Origin of the sequence: Vibrio sp. 10N.247.310.17 (genome assembly GCF_041466605.1) — a bacterium.
Classification (GTDB): domain Bacteria; phylum Pseudomonadota; class Gammaproteobacteria; order Enterobacterales; family Vibrionaceae; genus Vibrio; species Vibrio tasmaniensis_A.
On the sequence record NZ_JBFSTC010000151.1, the window covers coordinates 1 to 2,190 of the forward strand.

Here is a 2,190-nt window from a genome sequence, read left to right on the forward strand (position 1 = left end):
TTGGGCGTATCGGGGTACTTAGAGGGCATGACGGTGGCTGAGCCTATCGTCATCGGAAACAAGCAATCCCAACAAATATCGGTCATGGGGTTAATAAAACGGCTTTTACACGCCGCACTGGCTGCTAGGGTTGATGGGGCAATAAAAACCAATAGGCAGCACAACAGTAAACGAAAGTGTCGTTGTGTCATGGGGTGTCCTTTTTCCACGCCGAGCGTGGTACTCCTTTTGTCTCGACAAGAGGCTTCGCCCCATTATCGCCGCCAAAAGCGAGCTTGGTTAAGAGAAAAAAGCGTCATACTGGAAGCATGATCAAGGGAGGTGCGCACTTCCAATGCGATGTCATTGTTATTGCTCTATCGCCAAGGGGTGCAAACCCGATACGTTCACCTCATCGATGCGCCAGCGCGTGCCTTCTTGGTAGGCAATCGCTGGGACGTGAGTAATGTTAAGCGATTGGGTTAAGTGGCCTTGCTGCGCAAAATACATTCTTGCGTCCAATAAGGTCGCCATTTTATTCGGGCTGCCTCCTGTCAGTACCCACTTGATTGGCTTGGCGTTTTGATACTCGCTGGCGAACCTTCGTTGCTGCGCGTCTCTGGCATCAAAAAAGACCAGCACCTTACTTAACTCAAATCGTGGTAGAACGTTTTGACCGTCGACCTTTGGCCAAGTGCGGGTATCAAAGGGGTTCACTCTGGTGCCCGCTTTGGCAATCACGGCTCCTGTAGTGGGGGCGATAATGTCTTTAGGGAGGGTGATGCTTGGGTCAACGTAAAAGGTGCGGGGGTTGATCGTGGTGGTTAAGCCTGCAACGGGCGGTGGGTTTTCAATGCTTTGCTTGGCGCGCTCCGTGAACTCGTTTTGCATGTCCGCTAATTGACCACTGGCCTCAAACCCTTTCAGTCTTTGGTCAATCCACTCCAGCATGTCAATCTCACCGATGGGGAAGATAGGGGCCACTTGGCCCAAGTTCTTTCCAGCGGCATTTGTCGTTGCCAGTCCAGCGACCAAAAGAAAAAGGGGGGATTTAAGCGCTCGCCCCAATGGCTTGATTAAAGGCGTCAATGTCTTTGCCATAAAAGTGCCTAGAGGTTTGCTCAATGGCGCGCTCCAGTGAGTGGCCTTGTTTATAAAGATTTTCACAATACTCAAACTCCTTAGGCTCGGTTGAGAACATGGCGCGTTTCACCGGAGAGGCGAAAAAGCGGTGATAGGTGACATGGCCACCCGCTTTGATGCGCGCACTGCTGTATCCCGCTTCGGCAGACGGAGCGAAACTTTTAATGAGGCGCTGCTCAAACGGTGAGAAGGCATCCGGGTTTTGGATCAGATACTCATCAAACCCTTCCCCTTGACGAAGAATGATGTGGATATCGGAGTTGTTGTAGCAGGCTTTGGCTTCCTCGTTGCTAAAGAAGTCTTCAATCCCTTGAGTCACTGTACAAAAAGCGCCGCCGAACTTACGGGCGGTGCGATAACCGGTGTTGATGAACTCCCTCGCTTGCTCGTTTGCCCCAGAGAGGAGGCTCCAGGCTTCTTCAATGATGCACAGCTTTGGGGTAGAGCGAGAGCCAGCCAGGTACATCTGCTGGTTAATCGACACCATCAACGCAAAAATCACGGGTCTGAGCACAGCAGGCGGAAACCCATCCAGCTCCAGCGTGGTGATTTCCACACTGGGGTCGAGCATGGAGGGCTTGTTGAACACATCTTTGTACATGCCGTCGGTGCAGAACTTTTTCAGTTGCACCGCAATGTCTTTGATGCGTCGGTCGCTTTCTTCTCCAGCAATCTCAATCAAGGCGTCTCTGACATCATCCACCAAGGCTTGATTACCTTTACGCTCCCATGCCGTCACTATCGCATCGCCTAAGACGCTTTGTTGAAACGCCGTCAGTGGGACGTAGGGTGACGCGATGGTGGCAAACAACGCCGTGATATTATCGAGCGCTTCCATCATGGGGTCGACCGGTCTACCGTCATCATCCACAAACTCAAACTCAGCACTTTGCATGGCGCCTAAATGCGTGAAGGGATTTAAGAAGATGTTGGCGTGCGTCATGTACGTCCCCCCAAGGCTGAGCGTCAATTTTTTATAGCTGGCCCCTTTATCGAGGATCCACACTTTACCGCCCATGGCGTAAACCGTTTCGGCAATCTCTTGAACCAGAAAGCTTTTCCCTGCGC

The 2,190-nt window shown here is 51.8% G+C and carries 2 protein-coding genes and 1 pseudogene; all 3 read right to left on the bottom strand.

Features of this window, described 5'->3' with window-relative positions; translation table 11 throughout:
• On the bottom strand, nt 1-191 hold a 191-nt coding region (locus tag AB6D80_RS23780), incomplete at its 3' end, for a TraU family protein (protein WP_371693333.1).
• Nucleotides 192-348: 157 nt separating this feature from the next.
• The gene (traW, locus tag AB6D80_RS23785) at nt 349-1,080 is read right to left on the bottom strand and encodes a type-F conjugative transfer system protein TraW (RefSeq protein ID WP_016800095.1); all 732 of its coding nucleotides are present in this window, start codon (nt 1,078-1,080) and stop codon (nt 349-351) included.
• Nucleotides 1,031-2,190 (bottom strand): annotated as a pseudogene (locus AB6D80_RS23790) (type IV secretion system protein TraC); the annotation flags it as partial. The pseudogene AB6D80_RS23790 and the gene traW, both read right to left, overlap by 50 nt.

Coding starts and splice junctions, on each gene's coding strand:
- traW (WP_016800095.1), bottom strand. CDS start 1,080: ATGGCAAAGACATTGACGCCTTTAATCAAGCCATTGGGGCGAGCGCTT.